The 18,722-nt window shown below is 44.7% G+C and carries 18 protein-coding genes; 5 read left to right on the top strand and 13 right to left on the bottom strand.

Features of this window, described 5'->3' with window-relative positions; genetic code table 11:
• Positions 1 to 102: 102 nt before the first annotated feature.
• Positions 103 to 2,451, top strand: coding sequence for a PilZ domain-containing protein (locus R7E29_RS15330; RefSeq protein WP_054576311.1), 2,349 nt, complete (start codon positions 103 to 105; stop codon positions 2,449 to 2,451).
• Positions 2,452 to 2,514: 63 nt separating this feature from the next.
• Here R7E29_RS15330 and serB read toward each other — a convergent pair whose 3' ends face one another.
• On the bottom strand, positions 2,515 to 3,495 hold the full coding sequence (gene serB, locus R7E29_RS15325) for a phosphoserine phosphatase (RefSeq protein ID WP_005380142.1): 981 nt from the start codon (positions 3,493 to 3,495) through the stop codon (positions 2,515 to 2,517).
• A 91-nt stretch (positions 3,496 to 3,586) separates the two neighbouring features.
• Between serB and R7E29_RS15320 the strand changes: the two genes are divergently transcribed.
• Positions 3,587 to 4,192, top strand: coding sequence for a YtjB family periplasmic protein (locus tag R7E29_RS15320; RefSeq protein WP_005391677.1), 606 nt, complete (start codon positions 3,587 to 3,589; stop codon positions 4,190 to 4,192).
• A gap of 95 nt (positions 4,193 to 4,287) precedes the next feature.
• Here R7E29_RS15320 and deoD read toward each other — a convergent pair whose 3' ends face one another.
• The 4 genes from deoD to deoC all read right to left on the bottom strand — a co-directional run bounded on the left by deoD (position 4,288) and on the right by deoC (position 8,642).
• A complete protein-coding gene (gene deoD, locus R7E29_RS15315) occupies positions 4,288 to 5,007 on the bottom strand; it encodes a purine-nucleoside phosphorylase (RefSeq protein ID WP_005380140.1) in 720 nt (239 codons plus the stop codon).
• A gap of 143 nt (positions 5,008 to 5,150) precedes the next feature.
• Complete coding sequence (locus R7E29_RS15310) at positions 5,151 to 6,371, bottom strand: phosphopentomutase (protein WP_054576312.1); 1,221 nt, start codon at positions 6,369 to 6,371, stop codon at positions 5,151 to 5,153.
• Between the two features lie 68 nt (positions 6,372 to 6,439).
• Positions 6,440 to 7,768 (bottom strand): thymidine phosphorylase, encoded by a 1,329-nt coding sequence (gene deoA, locus R7E29_RS15305; protein WP_025768209.1) that lies wholly within the window; start codon positions 7,766 to 7,768, stop codon positions 6,440 to 6,442.
• Positions 7,769 to 7,865: 97 nt separating this feature from the next.
• A complete protein-coding gene (gene deoC, locus R7E29_RS15300; protein WP_005380133.1) occupies positions 7,866 to 8,642 on the bottom strand; it encodes a deoxyribose-phosphate aldolase in 777 nt (258 codons plus the stop codon).
• Between the two features lie 90 nt (positions 8,643 to 8,732).
• Between deoC and R7E29_RS15295 the strand changes: the two genes are divergently transcribed.
• Positions 8,733 to 8,867, top strand: a complete 135-nt coding sequence (locus R7E29_RS15295) for a hypothetical protein (protein ID WP_005391675.1) — start codon at positions 8,733 to 8,735, stop codon at positions 8,865 to 8,867.
• A gap of 358 nt (positions 8,868 to 9,225) precedes the next feature.
• Here R7E29_RS15295 and R7E29_RS15290 read toward each other — a convergent pair whose 3' ends face one another.
• From R7E29_RS15290 to R7E29_RS15265, 6 genes are all read right to left on the bottom strand, one after another.
• Positions 9,226 to 10,509, bottom strand: coding sequence for a NupC/NupG family nucleoside CNT transporter (locus R7E29_RS15290; protein ID WP_005380131.1), 1,284 nt, complete (start codon positions 10,507 to 10,509; stop codon positions 9,226 to 9,228).
• A gap of 204 nt (positions 10,510 to 10,713) precedes the next feature.
• Positions 10,714 to 11,487, bottom strand: a complete 774-nt coding sequence (locus R7E29_RS15285) for a TatD family hydrolase (RefSeq protein ID WP_042521361.1) — start codon at positions 11,485 to 11,487, stop codon at positions 10,714 to 10,716.
• On the bottom strand, positions 11,474 to 11,671 hold the full coding sequence (locus R7E29_RS15280) for a DUF5363 family protein (RefSeq protein WP_005380125.1): 198 nt from the start codon (positions 11,669 to 11,671) through the stop codon (positions 11,474 to 11,476). The genes R7E29_RS15285 and R7E29_RS15280 overlap by 14 nt, the downstream gene beginning before the upstream one ends.
• Before the next feature lie 94 nt (positions 11,672 to 11,765).
• Positions 11,766 to 13,355, bottom strand: a complete 1,590-nt coding sequence (gene prfC, locus R7E29_RS15275; RefSeq protein WP_005380123.1) for a peptide chain release factor 3 — start codon at positions 13,353 to 13,355, stop codon at positions 11,766 to 11,768.
• Between the two features lie 285 nt (positions 13,356 to 13,640).
• The gene (gene rimI / locus R7E29_RS15270; protein WP_005380122.1) at positions 13,641 to 14,096 is read right to left on the bottom strand and encodes a ribosomal protein S18-alanine N-acetyltransferase; all 456 of its coding nucleotides are present in this window, start codon (positions 14,094 to 14,096) and stop codon (positions 13,641 to 13,643) included.
• Positions 14,097 to 14,108: 12 nt separating this feature from the next.
• Positions 14,109 to 14,510 carry a DNA polymerase III subunit psi gene (locus R7E29_RS15265; RefSeq protein WP_005380121.1) on the bottom strand — a complete coding sequence of 134 codons (402 nt, stop codon included), beginning with the start codon at positions 14,508 to 14,510 and terminating at the stop codon, positions 14,109 to 14,111.
• 159 nt (positions 14,511 to 14,669) lie between these two features.
• Between R7E29_RS15265 and R7E29_RS15260 the strand changes: the two genes are divergently transcribed.
• Complete coding sequence (locus tag R7E29_RS15260) at positions 14,670 to 15,116, top strand: hypothetical protein (RefSeq protein ID WP_054574829.1); 447 nt, start codon at positions 14,670 to 14,672, stop codon at positions 15,114 to 15,116.
• A 62-nt stretch (positions 15,117 to 15,178) separates the two neighbouring features.
• Here R7E29_RS15260 and R7E29_RS15255 read toward each other — a convergent pair whose 3' ends face one another.
• Both R7E29_RS15255 and R7E29_RS15250 read right to left on the bottom strand, forming a co-directional pair.
• Entirely contained in the window at positions 15,179 to 15,682 is a 504-nt protein-coding gene (locus R7E29_RS15255) for a GNAT family N-acetyltransferase (RefSeq protein ID WP_005380119.1), read from the bottom strand.
• Positions 15,666 to 16,193, bottom strand: a complete 528-nt coding sequence (locus R7E29_RS15250; RefSeq protein ID WP_054576344.1) for an SCP2 domain-containing protein — start codon at positions 16,191 to 16,193, stop codon at positions 15,666 to 15,668. The genes R7E29_RS15255 and R7E29_RS15250 overlap by 17 nt, the downstream gene beginning before the upstream one ends.
• A 363-nt stretch (positions 16,194 to 16,556) precedes the next feature.
• Here R7E29_RS15250 and R7E29_RS15245 point away from each other — a divergent pair, with 363 nt between their 5' ends.
• Positions 16,557 to 18,596: a bifunctional diguanylate cyclase/phosphodiesterase gene (locus R7E29_RS15245; protein ID WP_005380112.1), complete on the top strand. Its 2,040-nt coding sequence runs from the start codon at positions 16,557 to 16,559 to the stop codon at positions 18,594 to 18,596.
• The last annotated feature ends 126 nt before the right edge of the window (positions 18,597 to 18,722 follow it).

The following is an 18,722-nucleotide window of genomic DNA, read 5'->3' as shown; positions in this document are numbered from 1 at the left end:
ACAGCCAAGTCAGACCTGAACTGAAATGAACTATTGATATACTTAAGTATTACTTCGCTTAGCCGATACAATTTAAAGTAACGACATACTCTAACAGAAATAATGCAGCAATCTGAAATTCTCTCGCTCGCAGAACGACTCATTCCCGTTTACGGTACGAATGACTTTGACTTTGTCCTTGGCCAACTGACCGAGGAAGAGCCGCCTTCGGCCAAAATTTTGGTTAAAATGGAACTTAACCGCTTAATGGCTCCATGCAAAAAAAGCATTGATTTGCGAGGTCGCGTTCAAGGCGAATGTCGCGAGTATATTTTGGATGGCATTCCACATTGGTTGGATGATGTTGCTTTCAACGCTTACCATAAAAACATCAAAAAGTTTGGCTGCTACACGGAAGGAATGTGGGAAGCATTGGTCAACACGCGAAATAACTTTCGCGTAATGAGCAAGCGCCTTACTCAGCAAAAAACGCAATCGTTAACGGATCCTAAAAGCCCGTTCTTAGCAGAACCCGTTCACCTAGGCTACGATTTAAAGCGCCAAGAAAAACGCTTGAAAGTCCAATCTCAAGTTGAAATTTGCCGTTCTAAAGGACAGCTTCTTCATGGATTAAGCATTGATTTATCTAGCTCTGGCGCAAAGTTCAAAGTCCCTAGTGCATTTAAATATAACCTTGGGGAAATTATTCAGGTCACGTTTACTGAATTTGCCAGCAAATCTAACGTTGCAGGTATAGAGAAACCGCTTGCATACCGCATACTCGCGGTTGATGACTGTTACGAAAATGACTCAGTTCGATACCTCAGAACCATACGCTTAACTGACACCAATGTCGTCACCAGAGTGATAGATGAAGCGCTCAACAGTGCTGCTAAAAGGGCTCGTCACGACAATCAAGACAAGATTATTCGAGCTCGAACTCGCGGTTATGAGCACATCGCACTAAAGCACACCAGCAGCTTGCCTCTATTCTTTGATGGTAGTGACCTAAAATTAGCAATGTTAACGCCAAACAATCAAAAGCTTTGGCAATACTGGCACGATGAGAGAAACCAGCAAATGTTTGGTTCCTTATTCAACGAGCAACGCATCGCGTCACTCATTAAGCCTGGTGTGAAAGGAACAACCAATGTCCTTTATTCATTTACTCACGAGCACGAGAATCGAACCTATTTCTATTCGATGTTTCGCCCTGAAGCAACTCGCGAACAGCGCCAGCTATTTTGGCATTTAGGTGGCAAACGAGAGAGTTGGCGCGCCTTTAGAATTTCAATCTTTGAACTATCTGAGCAAGAACAGGAAGACCTAGCAGCTTTCTCTCCAGAGTTAGCAGAAACGTCTCAATCACTGACTCATATTGGTATTTTGCAAGAAATTGCTGACGAAAAATCAGGGCAGGATTACCTGCTAACTGAAAAGCCGCGCTTACCCGCTAATACGTTAAACGCGTTTCGTCATCCGAGAAGAGTTATCGGCAATCCAAAGGGCATTTATTTTGATGCAAAGTCTCGTCGAAAAGAGCCTCGTTATCGTTTTAAAACACCTTTAGAGTTGTACTCAGGACAAACTAAAACAGGCGGCTGTACTGTTGACCTTTCCAAACGAGGACTCGGAATTAGGCTAAGTGAGCCTACGATGTTACGTTCTGGGCAAGAGGTAAGAATCAACTTTCGAGAATTACAACTCTACGATAAAAAATTGCCGTTAATGTCGGTGCCATACCGAGTAATTCGTGTAAGCCCAGACGGTTGTAGCGTGCAGCTAGTTATTGATGAAAGCAGCCAAACCATGAAGGTAATCGCTTTTTTCAACAGCATTATCGAGCACAATCAAGACAAGCTAATCCCGCAAAAAGAGACGCTACCAAGTAATGCTCTACTTGAAAGGCTGCACTGCATGTTGCTCTCGCGTACGCTGAGCACGCCCATTTTTATCAGTAAGAGTACGTCACCTTCAATCAAAACCCCCGTTATCGGGGTGAACTTGCCGCTACCTAAACACATTGAGCTTTTTGCCCGTCTTGGGCATGACCAACTGTTGTCACTTGAACCTATCTTTAAAGGCCGGACAAGCACATTAATCGCAGAGCCAATAAAACGTGTAGAAGGTGCTCAAGCCAGACATCAGGATATCTACATAAGCGCCGCAAAAGTAGGCAATAAAATTACAAGCATTGAGTCAAAGCTTCATCAAGAGTTCAACAGCGTAAAAGAGCGGATTCAATTTATAAAGAAAGCGCGAATGATGGGTGACTTTTACGTGATTCGCCTTTCTACTGCGCCAATTTTCGATCCGATGACATCATTACTGCAACAAGATTTAAGTGACTTAACCCAATTTGGCGTACATCAAGCGAGCAAGTTAGAAAAAGAGTTAACAGCGCTCGTTGGTTACAGTGAATTTGAAGACATTACTGAAGAGGTTGTAATTAGATTGGAGTTAACCGAGTAAATTCAAAGTCATACCAAATTGAAAAAAAACACCGCCTTTCTGGCGGTGTTTTTGAATGGATGGTTAAGGTTTAGCTTTCCAGCTGACCTTTTGCTGCTTCACCAATGCGCCAGATAAAATACAGAGCACACCGCCCAACCCTGCAAAGCGAATCGCTGATTGCGCTTGAGCTTCCACTTTTGGTTTTGCGTGATACGCAATCCCTAATCCTGCCACCGACATCATCACAAGATCATTAGCGCCATCACCGACAGCAACCGTGTTGTGCTGCTCAATTTCATATTCATCCGCCAGTTCCACTAGAATGTCAGACTTCATCTGCGCCGTTACCACATCGCCAAGTACTTTACCCGTGAGTTTGCCGTCAATAATTTCTAATTGATTGGAGCGAGCAAAGTCTAAGTCGACTTTATCTTTGATGTAATCAGAGAAGTAAGTAAAACCACCGGAGGCAATCGCTGTTTTCCAGCCCAAGGCTTTCAACGTCGCAATTAGCGCTTCAAAGTCCGGCATGAATGGTAACTGGGAACGAACTTGTTCAAGAATTGATTCATCGGCACCTTTGAGCTTACCAACTCGCTGACGTAAACTTTGCTCAAAATCCAGCTCACCTTGCATGGCACGTTCAGTGACTTCAGCGACCTCATCCCCTACTCCTGCCAGTTTCGCGATTTCATCAATACACTCTATCTGGATCGCCGTTGAATCCATATCAAATACAATCAACCCTTGGGTTGATAGATCGGGCACTTCATTAAGCGAGGCGTAATCTAGGTTGAGACTTTGTAAGATCGTTTCATGTTGAGGAGTCAACTCTCCGGCCATCAGGGCTACTTCATATTGGCCAACTTTCCACGTTTCTAGTATTGGGTTGTAAAAGCCGGTGAAGAAATCAATGTCTTCGAAGTGACTTGGCGAAAGGTACTCAGCAAATACGATCCAGTTTGCTTTTGCTTTATCTAATTGGGAGGCAAATCGAGTCTCGGGTAATCGTTTTAAAAGTGTCGTATGTTTTCTGATAGGCAAGCTTTTTGACGCGTCCATGTATATAATCCCTTATGACTTTGCTAAAACGTTACCTCAACAAACTAAAAAGGCAAGTCTTTGTTTTATTTTAAATGGATGAGTAAAGAGCATGAGTGAATCTTTGTTCTCAGTAAGGAATGCCCTAAGAATTCTGGCACTAATCCTACTGTGTGTGATGTTGTTTATCACAATAAAAAACAGTGTTGTGATCAGTAAGGGTAATGAGAAAATTCAAGCACAACAGCTTGAAACGCTCACCAAAGTTTTGATTTCACAGGCGTCTCTTTCTGCCAGTGAGATGATTTTAACTAAAGATCAAGAACGATTACTTCAGCTAACAAACCAGCTAGCACAAGACCGTTTAGTGTTTGATGCAACAATCTACGATGCACAGGGTGTACGTTTAGCGTCTAGTGAAGAGGCATTATCGGTACGCGAAGTTCTTGGCCTGGATACGCCTTTGGCAACAGCTTCCATTGGTCGCCAGCAGTTGGTTGAACCAGTTTTTGCAGATGGTGCGCTTATCGGTTTTGTTCGCGTGACCTTTGAGACGGGCCGGGTGACGGCTATTTCTGACCACCACTATCGCAAGAGCGATCGTTATATGTACATGATGGTCTTAATGAGCTTTGTCTGTGGTATGTTGTTCATCTTGATTTTACGTCGACAACCGATACGTCGTAAAAAAGCGCCAAACCTGCTGCTAACCAAGTAACTAGGTAGCGCTAACAACTCATATAAAAACAGCCCGCAATGTGTGGGCTGTTTTTTTAGCTCTTGAGAGCGAAAAATAGAATGACTCTTCGTCGCTTACTCTTCGTCACCAAGCAATACTGAATCTAGTGCGATTAGCATCATGTCGTTGAATGTCGTTTGACGCTCGTCAGATGTAGTCTGTTCGCCAGTCTTGATATGATCAGAAACCGTACAGATTGTCAGAGCTTTTGCACCGTATTCTGCCGCAACACCGTAAATACCAGCCGCTTCCATTTCAACACCAACAATGCCGTACTTGTCCATTACATCGAACATTTCTGGATCTGGCGTGTAGAAAAGCTCTGCTGAGAATAGGTTACCAACTTTAACGTCAATACCGCGAGCTTTTGCAGCGTCTTCTGCCGCACGAACCATGTTGTAGTCTGCGATTGCCGCGAAGTCATGACCTTTAAAGCGGATACGGTTCACTTTAGAGTCAGTACATGCACCCATGCCGATCACAACATCACGCACTTTGATGTCTTCATTCACTGCGCCACAGCTGCCAACACGGATGATTTTCTTCACGCCGAAGTCTTTGATTAGTTCAGTCGCGTAAATCGAGCATGATGGGATACCCATACCATGGCCCATGACCGAGATCTTACGGCCTTTGTATGTGCCTGTGTAACCAAACATATTACGAACGTCACACACTTGAACGACATCTTCAAGGAAAGTCTCTGCGATGTATTTTGCACGTAGTGGATCGCCAGGCATCAGTACGACGTCTGCAAATGCACCCATTTCAGCATTGATATGTGGAGTTGCCATTTTCTTTTCCTTAACCTTTCTCTAGCGCTCCGCGCTTAAGGCGATATAAGCCAGAGTATTCTCATTTCCGACAAGCAGCATTTACATACTGCAAACATAAAACTAGGAGCAATCAAGCTCCTAGTTTTCAAAAACCTAACTAATTATAGGAAGTTCTTACCGTAATCCATTGGAGAAGTACCGAAGTAACTTGCCAATGTTTGACCGATATCTGCGAATGTTTCGCGGCGGCCAAGAGAACCAGCTGGTACTTTTTGACCATAAACCAATACTGGGATGTGCTCACGAGTATGGTCAGTACCTGGCCATGTTGGGTCACAGCCGTGGTCTGCCGTTAGGATAAGCACATCGTCTTCTTCCATAATCTCTAGCACTTCATTGATACGACCATCGAAGTACTCAAGTGCCGCTGCGTAACCCGCTACGTCACGACGGTGACCGTAAGCTGAGTCGAAGTCTACAAAGTTAGTGAATACGATCGTGTTGTCGCCCGCTTCTTTGATTTGCTCTAGCGTTGCTTCGAACAATGCAGGGATACCTGTCGCTTTCACTTTCTTAGTGATGCCGCAGTTTGCGTAGATATCAGCAATCTTACCAATAGAAACCACGTTGCCTTGCTTCTCTTCAACAAGTTTCTGTAGAACCGTTGCTGATGGTGGCTCAACAGAAAGGTCACGACGGTTACCTGTACGCTCAAATTGACCTTTACCAGCACCAACGAATGGGCGCGCGATAACACGACCAATGTTGTAATCTTCTAGCTCTTCACGTGCGATTTGGCAAAGCTCTAGTAGACGGTCTAGACCGAAAGTCTCTTCGTGACATGCGATTTGGAATACAGAGTCAGCAGACGTGTAGAAGATTGGTTTGCCAGTCTTCATGTGCTCTTCACCAAGATCGTCAAGAACTTGAGTACCAGACGCGTGACAGTTACCTAGGAAACCGTCAAGACCTGCACGCTCAAGAATGCGGTCAGTCAATTCTTTCGGGAAGCTGTTTGCTTTGTCAGTGAAGTAACCCCAGTCAAACAGAACAGGAACACCTGCGATTTCCCAGTGACCAGACGGCGTGTCTTTACCTGAAGAAAGCTCTGCTGCATGACCGTATGCACCAATGATTTCAGCGTCTGCGTCTAGTCCAGGTGCGAAGCGACCTGTCGATTCTTTATGCGCCATTGCCAAACCAAGTTTCGATAGATTTGGAAGGCGAAGTGCACCTTGGCGATTGTCGTTATCTGCTAAGCCTTTGTCACATTGGTCAGCGATGTGACCTAGTGTGTCTGAACCTACATCACCAAATTCTTTAGCATCGGCAGTTGCACCGATACCGAATGAGTCTAGTACTAAAATAAATGCTCTTTTCATTGCTCGTTCCTTAGGCCCACTCGGCTTTTTATTATGGTTGAGTAGGCCTTGTGTAATTACTTGTTCTATTAGATATCTTCTGCACGAATTTGGCGGTAAACCTCTGGAGTTGGTGTGTATTCACCACCTACTTTGATTGCACTGCGCAGTGCTTTTGCCGCTTCTTCCCATTGCTCTTCAGTGCGAGCGTGGATGACCGCAAGAGGTTTATCACTGTCTGCGACCTCACCTAGGCGGATGAACTCGTCGAAACCAACTGCGTAGTCGATTTCATCAGTAGCAACACGACGACCACCACCCATAGCAACCACAGCCATGCCGATAGCACGTGTATCCATTGCAGAGACAATGCCCGTTTCTGTTGCGTAAACTGGCTTAATGATTGCTGCTTTTTCTAAGTAGTTGTCGTAGTTTTCTACGAAGTCCGCAGGGCCGCCTAAACCGGCAACCATCTTGCCGAAGCACTCAGCCGCTTTGCCGTTATCCAGCACTTCCATCAGTTTTGCGCGTGCGTCTTCTGTGTTCTCAGCAAGCTTGCCAAGTACTAACATTTCAGCACATGAAGCCATGGTCACTTCAAGTAGACGAGGATTACGGTATTCACCCGTTAAGAAACGAACCGCTTCACGAACTTCCACTGCGTTACCCGCTGAAGACGCCAATACTTGGTTCATGTCCGTAAGAATTGCCGTAGTTTTAGTGCCAGCACCGTTTGCTACCGCAACGATTGATTTTGCTAGCTCTTCAGACGCTTCGTAAGTTGGCATAAATGCACCTGAACCCACTTTTACGTCCATCACTAGCGATTCCAGACCCGCCGCCAGTTTCTTAGAAAGGATCGACGCCGTAATCAGGGAGATATTGTCTACCGTTGCGGTAATATCACGAGTCGCGTAAACACGCTTATCCGCAGGAGCAAGGTCACCAGTTTGACCGATGATCGCCACACCAGCGTCTTTGGTTACTTGACCAAAAACATCGTTGCTCGGCGTAATGTTGTAACCAGGGATAGATTCAAGTTTATCCAGCGTACCGCCTGTATGACCAAGACCGCGGCCAGAGATCATAGGTACGAAACCGCCACACGCTGCCACCATTGGGCCAAGCATTAAAGAAGTTACGTCACCCACACCACCGGTTGAGTGTTTGTCGACAATTGGACCACCGAAGTTCATGTGGCTCCAGTCGATAACCATGCCCGAATCACGCATCGCACACGTTAAGGCGATGCGCTCATCCATGGTCATTTCATTAAAGAAAATCGTCATAGCAAACGCCGCAATCTGACCTTCAGATACCGTGTTGTTCGCTACGCCTTGAATAAAGAAGTTGATTTCGTCGGCGGTTAGGACTTCGCCGTCACGTTTTTTACGAATGATTTCTTGTGGTAAATACATTAGTGCCTCCCAAGCTCTTTTGAGCCATGGTTGTAGTAGGATAGAAGAGGTGTGGTAGCACCCGTTTAGGTGCTACCGTTCAGACGTATTATTGAAATTAGTACGCTGTTGGATCAGCGACGTCGTCCGATACTTCTAATGTATTTAGTAGGTTGGTTAGCAGGCTAGACGCACCAAAACGGTAGTGACGAGCATCAACCCAGTTGTCACCTAGGATTTCGTCAGCCATTGCTAGGTATGCTGCTGCGTCTTCAGCAGTGCGCACACCACCTGCTGGTTTGAAACCAACAGTTTCTGCAACCCCCATGTCGCGAATAACTTCAAGCATCATGCGAGCGTATTCTGGTGTTGCGTTTACTGGCACTTTACCAGTTGAAGTTTTAATGAAGTCAGCACCTGCTTCAATACAGATTTGAGATGCTTTCTTGATTAGTGCTTCTTCTTTTAGTTCACCTGTTTCGATGATCACTTTAAGAAGAATGTCACCACAAGCTTCTTTACATTGCTTAACTAGTTCGAAGCCTACTTTCTCATCACCCGCCATTAGCGCTCGGTAAGGAAAAACTACGTCAACTTCGTCTGCACCGTAAGCAACCGCCGCTTTTGTTTCAGCAACTGCGATTTCAATGTCGTCGTTACCATGTGGGAAGTTCGTTACTGTTGCAATACGAACCTCTGGCGTACCTTGCTCACGAAGTGTCTTCTTAGCAATAGGAATAAAGCGAGGGTAAATACAAATTGCAGCTGTGTTGCCTACTGCTGTTTTCGCGTCATGACATAGTGAGATCACTTTTGCATCAGTGTCATCGTCATTCAACGTAGTTAGGTCCATAAGTTTAAGTGCACGTAGCGCTGCTGCTTTTAAATCGCTCATTTCTATCTCCGATCAATATTCAAAAAATTCACTACTCAGCCTTACATCACGTCTTTAACTATAATCAACAAGTCGAGACAATGTGAGTAAATGGCTAAACAGTCTATTAATGAACGGACTTGGTTCCCTGAAGACTCGGCATATACAGCGAAAATTTATCATATGCCAATTGCTATCCTTGTCACCGCACAGTACCAGTTTGGCCTATGGCACAACAATCTATGATTGCGGTGTCTTTAATATCACATCACAAAGCAAAACGCCTATTAGATCTGATATTGCAGGGCAATTCATTTGCCCATCGATTATGTAATATTCATTACGTGATTAAGAATCAAGCTTAACCACTATCCTGTGATTAATACATTATAGAGTTTCACCGCAAAACTGTAGCACCAAATAGAGCGCAAACGGTTTGTATCTCAAAATTTCCTAGCCCCTATTCCATTGACTGCGTAATACCTCGACTAAGGCAAACACCCGATGAAATTTTGGAGCCCGAAAAACGAAAAATGCCCCGCAGCAATCTCTTGCTACAGGGCATGATGTAAAACGGCGTCTATATATTAAGAACCGATTCTAATTATAGTGCTGCAAGGCTTAAGCAGAAGCCTGCAATTGTCGCTGCCATAAGGTTAGACAACGTACCTGCAAGAACTGCTTTAACACCCATGCGAGCGATGTCACTACGACGGTTTGGTGCAAGGCTACCTAGACCACCAAGTAGAATCGCGATAGAAGAAAGGTTCGCGAAACCACATAGTGCGAATGAGATGATAGCTGTTGTCTTCTCAGACATTACTTCACCAGTTGCCGCGATTACTTGAGCGTTTTCACCTAGATATGGTGTGAAGTTCAAGTAAGCAACGAATTCGTTCACTACGATTTTCTGACCGATGAATGAACCAGCTGTTACAGCTTCTGCCCATGGAACACCGATTAGGAATGCTAGTGGAGAGAACGCGTAACCTAGGATTAGCTCTAGCGTTAGTTCTGGCATGCCGAACCAACCACCGATGCCACCTAGCATACCGTTGATTAGCGCGATTAGACCAACGAATGCGATTAGCATTGCACCTACGTTAAGCGCAAGTTGTAGACCAGAAGCCGCACCGCCCGCAGCTGCGTCGATTACGTTAACTGGTTTGTCGTCACCGCCGTCCATCGCTTCTTCGATACTTTCGTGAGGCTGGTCAGTCTCTGGGTGAAGGATTTTAGCGAACAGTAGACCACCTGGTGCTGCCATGAATGATGCCGCAACTAGGTACTCTAGTGGAACACCCATAGATGCGTAACCAGCTAGTACACCACCAGCAACAGAAGCTAGACCACCACACATTACCGCGAATAGCTCTGATTGAGTCATTTTTGGAACGAATGGGCGAACAACTAGAGGTGCCTCAGTTTGACCTACGAAAATGTTAGCTGCCGCTGACATTGATTCCGCACGAGAAGTGCCTAGCGCTTTTTGTAGTGCGCCACCAAGAATCTTGATAACCCATTGCATAACGCCAATGTAGTAAAGAACTGAAATCAGTGCAGAGAAGAAAATCAGTGTAGGAAGAACACGGAATGCGAAGATGAAACCGCCGCCGCCGAATACTTCGAACATCTTGTCAGAAACAAGACCACCGAACAGGAATGATGAACCATCGTTACCGTAGTTGATAACGTTAGAAACACCTGAAGAGAAACCGTTTAGTAGATCACGGCCCCAAGGTACATACAGAACAAATGCACCTAATGCGAATTGGATAGCGAATGCGCCACCCACAGTTCTAAAGTTGATAGCTTTTCGGTTGTTAGAAAATGCCACTGCAATCGCAAGAAGCACTACCATACCGATTAGGCTCATAAACAGGCTCATAGTTTATGACTTCCTTATAAGTTATTTATTGGCGTGTTACAAAATGGAGCTATAAAGCGGGGGCAATTATACTCATGCAGAATCAATTAAAGTAATGCCAGCCTCACACTTTCCTATAAGATTCATGATTGATTCAACCAGCTTTGTGAGTTAATTCACAATAAGCAGGAAAACGTTTTCGATTTCAAACCACATCTTTAGATTTTATTCACATATCGAGAAAGCAAAATTGCTATTTTTCCACAGTTGAGAGGCAATCGATTGCTTTCGGCCGTTATGCAACTCTACGAGCTCATTAAAGACGTGAGTGAGTTTGGCTGGGTGATTTGACTCCCCTTGATATCCAAGTATAGGCATATCTGGTGCGTCTGTTTCGATTACTAGGTTTTCGAGTGGTAATTTTTGAATTGCGTCGCGTGTTTTCTTGGCTCTTGGGTAGGTAATCGTTCCTCCTACACCGATAAAAAAACCTAATTTGACCCACTCCATGGCTTGCTGATAACTCCCAGAAAAAGCGTGTAGCACACCACCTCTAGGGAGATTCGCCGCTTTCACCATTTGAATGAGGCGATTGTGCGCTTTTCGGCTATGTAAAATAACTGGGAGTTCGAAGCGTCTAGCCAGCTCAAATTGAACTTCAAGTATCTTTTCTTGCAACTGTGGATCAACATCAATGGCAAAATCTAAACCACACTCTCCTATTGCCACGCACTGCTGCCCTTTTTGATTTAGATAGCCTTCTAGCTCTGTAAGGTGCTGCTCAACGTTATCTTCAAGAAAATACGGATGAAAGCCGAGCGCATAATACAAATTGGCATGTTGCTCTGCCAAAGTTTGAATACGAGCCCAGTTTTGCGGACCGACGGAAGGAATCAAAATTCTTGCGACGCCTTGCGTTTGAGCAAGCTCAAGTTGATGTGCAAAGTCATCTTGAAACACATCAAAATCAAAGTGGCAGTGCGTATCAAAGAGCTTCATCTTGACGCTTTTTATCTGTATCTGCGGGCAGAAAATCAGAGGATGGTTGGGCTTCACTCTTCTCTTCAGTTTGATGGGCTGGGTCTTTTCGATATGGGACACAGCTGCGTTTCTGATCGGGAGTTAACCCCATCTCTTTACACCAGTTGTCGTAACGCTTTAGCCCACGTTTAAACCAATTCATATCTTATCCTTATATAAAAACGCCCTTGGCTAAGTTTATAGCCAAGGGCGTTTTAAAATCTAGTTTGCGTTAAGGCTTACCCTAACCGCGCAAATTAGTGCTCACGCGTCGCACGGAAATCAACGTCAGGGAAACGCTCTTTCGCCAAGTTTAAGTTAACCATTGTTGGAGCGATATACGTTAGGTTATCACCACCATCCAATGCTAAGTTCGCTTGATTCTTGCGTTGGAACTCATCCAGTTTCTTCGCATCACCACACTCAACCCAACGAGCAGTTGCAACGTTAATGCCTTCATAAATCGCTTCAACGTTATACTCAGATTTCAAACGAGCCACAACAACATCGAACTGAAGTACACCAACGGCACCAACGATCAGATCGTTGTTCTGTAGAGGACGGAATACCTGTACCGCACCTTCTTCTGATAGCTGAACCAAACCTTTGAGAAGCTGCTTCTGCTTTAATGGATCTTTCAGGCGAATACGACGGAATAGTTCCGGAGCGAAGTTCGGAATACCAGAGAACTTCAGTGATTCACCTTGCGTAAAGGTATCACCAATCTGAATAGTGCCGTGGTTGTGTAGACCAATGATGTCACCGGCGTAAGCGTGTTCTGCACGTGCACGGTCACCAGCCATAAAGGTTACTGCATCAGAGATACTCACTTGCTTGCCAAGACGAACGTGGTTCATCTTCATACCTTGCGTGTAAGTGCCCGATACAATACGCATGAATGCGATACGGTCGCGGTGTTTTGGGTCCATATTCGCTTGGATCTTAAATACGAAACCAGAGAACTTCTCTTCAGTCGCTTCAACTTCACGTTCAACCGCTTGACGAGTTTTCGGCGCTGGAGCCCATTCAGTTAGACCGTCTAGCATATGATCCACACCAAAGTTACCTAATGCAGTACCGAAGTAAACTGGCGTCAGGTCACCTGTTAAGAACATTTCCAAATCAAACTCAGGGCAAGCACCCATGACAAGCTCAAGCTCTTCTCGAACACTTTCCGCAAGGCCTGCACCAACTTTTTCATCAAGCTCTGGGTTATCGAGACCTTTGATGATTCGAACTTCTTGAATCTCATGACCGTGACCTGATTCGTATAAAATCGTTTCATCACGATGAATGTGGTACACACCTTTAAATTCTTTACCACAGCCGATTGGCCATGTAATTGGCGCACACATCATGCCCAACTCGTTTTCTACCTCGTCCAATACTTCCATTGGATCACGAACGTCACGGTCAAGTTTGTTCATGAAGGTTACGATTGGCGTGTCACGCAGACGCGTTACTTCCATCAGCTTACGTGTACGATCCTCGACACCTTTCGCCGCATCGATAACCATCAAACACGAGTCTACTGCCGTTAACGTACGGTATGTATCTTCCGAGAAGTCTTCGTGTCCAGGCGTATCAAGTAGGTTTACCAGACAGTCATTGTAAGGGAACTGCATTACAGAAGTGGTTACCGAGATACCACGTTCTTTTTCCATTTCCATCCAGTCTGATTTTGCGTGCTGTGCGTTACCACGACCTTTAACCGTACCTGCTTTTTGGATCGCGTTTCCGAATAAAAGGACTTTTTCAGTAATGGTGGTTTTACCCGCATCCGGGTGAGAAATAATAGCGAACGTTCTGCGCTTAGACACTTCGCCTAAAAAAAGGGGATTTGACATTAGTTAATCTTCTAAATTACTTTCATGCTCACAAAATAGGCAAGCATATCTACTATTCGATATTGTGCGGTATTCTCGCTTATTATCGCTGTGCTAGCAAACTGGAAAGACATGAACTGAATTTACTCGGCTCACCAGCCTTTACCTGCAACTAACAAGGGAAAGCCAGCTCCACACAAAGAGATGTAAAAATTCAAAAAATTATTATTACATATTCAAAAGCCTCGAATCCGGATACGCATTTAAAGCATAAGTGTTGATGAGGTAATTAGTAACGGCCTAAAACTAACTCAAAAATAAGTAACTCATGATAATGGCGTCTTCCTTACCATTTCCCGATTTAGCTGGGTAATAGTTGTAACGACGGTCCACTTCATTAAAACCTGCTTGCTCATAAATATGGATAGCTGGGTGATTACTTTCACGCACTTCTAACCAAGCACTCTCTGCTTTGGCTTGTTCACAGTATTCAATAAACGCGTCCAGCAATTTTTGCCCTAGCCCTCTGCCCTGTTGAGAAGGCGCTACTGCAATATTTAATAGTGTCACTTCTCCAACAATATTCTGTCCATAGAAGTAACCAACCACTTGAGAGCCTTCCAGCATCACATGATGGCAAGCACCGCGACTGGATAAGTCACGAACCAAAGATTCGGCCCAAGGGTGAGAATGTGCTTGCTGCTCGATTTGCCAAACTTGGTCGAGGTGCTCTGCACGCATCGGCGTAATTTCAATTGTCACGCATTAGCTCCGTTAAGAAGAGTACGAACAGATTTGTTGCCACAATGCGCGGCGCTGTTCGTTATTACCATCAATATCTTGTAATAGTGGCGAGGTCAGGTGCTTTGCCTTGATGCTTTGATCAGCCTCACAGCCTGCAAACCACACCCACTCTAGCTGATGTTCACCCAGCATGGATAAGCGCTCAGGCTCTAGGTGTAGCGCATCATCAAGCGTGAGCTTAATGCTTTTTAATACGCGCTCAAACATCAATGCCGTCTCGTTTTCTGGACATATTGGCGATACCAATAGGAGTTTACATGAACTTTGCAAATCCAATAATGGCGATTGATAGCCTTCCAGTCTTTCAGGGTGTACCAGCTCCCATGTGCTGATCCCCATTTCACGTAAATACTGTTTCTCGTTAATTGACATTTTCCGTCACCTATTTGAACGAGGGCAATCCTATCAAATTATCGCGATTATACCTAAAGGACTTCAAGGAACACCTGAACACAATGAGATGATTTGGATATTCCTGAACATAGCGTTTTGCCAACGGCCACACATTGGGTATGACATATGAGGTACATTATGAAATTCTTAAATACGCTACTACTTTGCACACTGGTAGCCGCCACCAGCGTGAGTGTTTTTGCTAATAACAGCGATGAGTGGGAGCTGATTGCAACGAAAACCGTTAACTTTCATACAGAAACAGATACCGTGACACCAAATAGCCTATTCCGAAACCGAAGCTTCAGTAAAATAAAACTAAAATGTGTGCAAGGAACGGTAGACATGAATGGTTTAAAAGTCGTCATGACAGATGGTAGTGAGAAAAAGCTTTCCTCTATGGGCGTACTAACAAGCGGATTGTCGACTCGTGCCTGGAGCCTTCCAGGTACAAAAGAAGCCAAGCTAAAACAGATTGAAATGACTTACAGTAGCTGGGGAAGCACAAAACTCAGCCTGCTAGGGGTAAGTAAAAAAGCGAAAATAGAGGTCTGGGGCAAAAAGAAAAGTAACCAGTCATCCTAACCTCCCTATCTCAGTTTTCAGTGAATAAGAAAGAAGCCCACTTAGTCGTGGGCTTCTTTCATTTACAGTTCAGAGAACTCTGGCGCATAGTCTATGCGTCCGGAGCGTCCAGCACATTGACCTTCGACCAACTCTGCGACTCGAAATGCACCTTTAGGGACATCCCAAGCACATTCAAAGCCCATCTCGTCGCATGATTGAAAACCCTGGCGCGCGTAATAATCAGGATCGCCCAACACCACACACACTGGGTAGCCAAAATCACGCAGTGAATCAAAACCCTCTTTGATCAACTCTGCAGCGATGCCTTGGCGACGGTAATCTTCATGAACAGCTAATGGCGCTAGCCCTTGCCATGACAAATCTTCACCATTTAAGGTCACAGGGCTAAATAAAGCATGGCCTATCACCTCTCCCTCATCTGTACACGCGACTAAGGAAAGCGTGAATTTGCTGTTTTCGCGCAAACGCATCACAAGCTCAGCTTCAGCTTCCGTTGGGAAGGCGTGTTTCAATAAGCGGTCAATGGTAAGAATGTCCGCAGGGGCTTCAGTTCGAATAAGCATTCGCTACTCCGGTTGGTTGTGCAGACGCTTGAACTCCTTTCTGAACAAAATCAGCCAATTGATTCAAAGCGACTTGCATTGCTTTCGGTAACTGCTCTAAGTCGACACTGTCCATTAAGTTTTTCACTTCTAAGCCAAGCTCAGTATCACCTTCAATTGAAAGGCGACGTTGGAAGAACAGTGTGTCAGGGTCTTCTTTACGACCAGCAATCAGTACTAGGTCGTTTAGATTACCACTAAAACTCACATCTTCCTGAACTGGTTTTTCAGCTACCACCAATTTTTCGTCTTGATAGCTGATGTACCATGCTAAGTTCAAGTCTTTAATCGCAACTTTTAACCACTTGTCTTCAAGGAACTCAAAGTCACCATCTTCCAAGGCTTCTTTAAACACCATTTTTAGCCCTTCTAGCAACGCTTTTTGCTGAATTGGCTGTGGTAATAACTGGACTGGAGAACGCAAAATATTAGCTGCGTTCTTTACTAGTTGACTGCGAATCTTGTTTAACACGTTCATTATCCGTTACTTTGTCATTAGGTTGCTTATATTAAGCAATCGTGGCGATGAGATTACTGTTATGTATCAATAAAGTGCTTATTTTAGATTGGTGGTTTATTGCTCACTAACGCTTCTTTTTTTGAACTTACGTGTATTATTGATGCGAACAGGTGGATAAACACTTTTACAACCGTATTTTCAAAGTTATAGTTATCTGAGCGTATCCATGTGATTGTCGACTGCACAGCTAAAACCGCGAGCCCTTTAATGGCAAGTAACACTTTGGCTTGGTGGTAGATCGCCGCAGGCTTATCAGGGTGTCGCTTTTTATACACGGACGAATAATCTGGCTCATTGGAGATCGGTAATACCCTAATGCCTTCCCAGCAATTAAAACATTGGTTTGCCACGCTAACCTCAAATAGCCCTTTCTTCTTTGCCATTCTTGATAAAAAACACAATTATCGAATGGTAAGTGACCGTTACTGCGATATCGCAGGTTTAAGTCATGAGGAAATCGTCGGCTTAAACGATTGCCAAGTGCTGGGTGAACAGTTTTATAAGAAGCTTGCACCATACTATCAGCGCGCGTTCAAAGGGGCACATGTCGAAGCCGAAATCACGCTCGATGAAACCGACCTTGAAACCAGTCTTCACTTTAGTCTTTCGCCAGTTTTTGAAGGTAACGACATTCGCTTTGTTGTTTTTCACGCTGTCGATACTTCAGAAAAGCAGATACTCGTTCGCTCCTTAGAAGAGTCCGAAAGTAAGTTTGCGAAGTTAACACAACTGCTACCAGACGGCTTACTGCTTATCGAAGATGATATTGTCATCTCTGCGAACCCCGCATCAGCGCGCCTTCTCGGACTTAACTCTCCTCATGAATTGTTGGGCGAAGAGCTAAGTCGTTTATTCATCGATGAAAACAGTAAAAAGGTATTTAGTCATCGATTGAGTACATTAATTTCTGACAAACCTTTTGTCTGCTTAACCAGTGCAAGATGCGGCTTTGAACGGAAAGTTCAGCTACACGCGGATTCCACGGCGATATTAGGTAGCGAATCTCAAATTATCCTAATCCAAGATGCTGATGATGCGCCCAAAAACCTGTCTTCTGCATCGAATGAAGACATACACATTGACTCGCTCACCAAACTCTACAACCGCTTTGGCTTCACCAAACGTTTGGAACAGCTGATCAAAAAGCAAACACCGCTTCTGGTGTTCTATTTGGATATCGATAACTTCAAAAACATTAATGACTCACTTGGTCACCATATTGGCGATAAAGTGATTCAAGAGGTATCGGCCCGTCTTAAACGGTTACTGCCAAACCAAGCGATTATTGGTCATTTGGGTGGCGATGAGTTTGGCGTCATTCTGCCGGAGCCAGAAAACACCCGCATGGCTGAAATTTTGTCCGATCGCATTATCTCGTTGATCAACCAACCTTTCGACTTGCACCACTTCAGTAAACGCCTTGCGTGTTCAATTGGTAGCGTTCGATACCCTGAAGACGGACAAGATGCGCGAATCCTACTACAAAATGCCGATACTGCGATGTATGAAGCCAAAGATCGTGGTAGAAATCGTCTGATCAAATTTAACGATCAAATGAACAAAGAAGCGCGTATGCGTTTGTGGCTTGAAATTGAACTGCAAAAAGCATTGCAGCAGAACGGTTTGGAAGTGTGGTATCAACCTAAGGTTAACGCGCGAGACTTCAGTATCAACGGCGCAGAAGCGCTCGTTCGTTGGAAGCATCCAGTCGAAGGGTACATTAGTCCTGGCTCATTCATTCCTGTCGCCGAGCGCGCTGGGTTAATAGAACACCTTGGACGTGTCGTGATGCGTGATGTTTTCAATACGGTAAAACGTTGGAAGCAACAAGGCATACTGCCAGGCCGTGTCGCCATCAACCTCTCTCCCGAGCAATTTGGCAACCCACAGCTGATCGACTTTATGGAAAAGCTGCTTCGCACTACCGAGCTTGATCCAAGCTGCATTACCTTCGAGCTAACCGAAAGTGCCGTGATGAGTGATAGCGAACATACACTGCAAATGTTGAATGCGATTAAAAAGCTTGGCTTCGCTCTCTCTATCGATGACTTTGGTACCGGCTACTCTTCTCTTTCCTACTTAGCGCGTTTTCCTATTGACGAGCTAAAAATCGACCGCGCTTTTATTAATGATATCGACACACTACCGAAACAAGTCACTGTGATTGAAAACATCATTAATCTGGGTAAGTCGCTCGACTTAACTGTCGTTGCCGAGGGGGTGGAAACCCACCAGCAAGCGACCCTGCTCTCTAACCTTCAATGTAATGCGATTCAAGGATTCCATTTTTATCGCCCGCAGCCAAAACATGAAATTGAAGAGCTGTTTGTACAGAATCGTCGTCACAAGAACTAACCCCGACCCGATACCCTTACTCGCAAGGGGTAAATATCGACTTTATTGAGCTAAACCTAACTTAGGTCAATTTCGCTATTCATAATTCTTCATAAAATGCGGACACCTTTTTATTCTCAATGATTG

Origin of the sequence: Vibrio sp. Vb1729 (genome assembly GCF_033338655.1) — a bacterium.
In the GTDB taxonomy this organism is placed as follows: Bacteria; Pseudomonadota; Gammaproteobacteria; order Enterobacterales; family Vibrionaceae; genus Vibrio; species Vibrio alginolyticus.
Note: the sequence above shows the minus strand (reverse complement) of the source record. Positions and strands in the feature narration are given on the sequence as shown.